This is a genomic window from Salmonella sp. SAL4457 (genome assembly GCF_046548235.1).
Lineage (GTDB): Bacteria > Pseudomonadota > Gammaproteobacteria > Enterobacterales > Enterobacteriaceae > Salmonella > Salmonella enterica.
Window position 1 is genome coordinate 1 of the sequence record NZ_JBGDZO010001351.1, and the last position, 235, is coordinate 235.

Consider the following 235-nt stretch of genomic DNA (forward strand, 5'->3'; position numbering starts at 1 on the left):
GTTCCGCACCGACAACGACTTCTCCGAGGTCGACGGCGCCTACTTCCACGAGATCCTGCACGGCGTGCCGCGGCAGAAGAGCGAACTGGACTCCACCTTCGAGCCCTGCCTGGACCGCCCGCTGGCCGAGATCGACCCGGTCGAGCTGGCCATCCTGCGGCTGTCCACCTACGAGCTGCGCAACCGCATCGACGTGCCCTACAAGGTAGTGATCAACGAGGGCATCGAGCTGGCC

At 66.0% G+C, this 235-nt stretch carries 1 protein-coding gene; it reads left to right on the forward strand.

All coding sequences use genetic code 11. The annotated features are described in order from the left end of the window. Positions 1 to 235, forward strand: a 235-nt coding sequence (gene nusB, locus ACLJNW_RS28570; protein WP_410962054.1) for a transcription antitermination protein NusB, incomplete at both ends; no start/stop codon positions are given.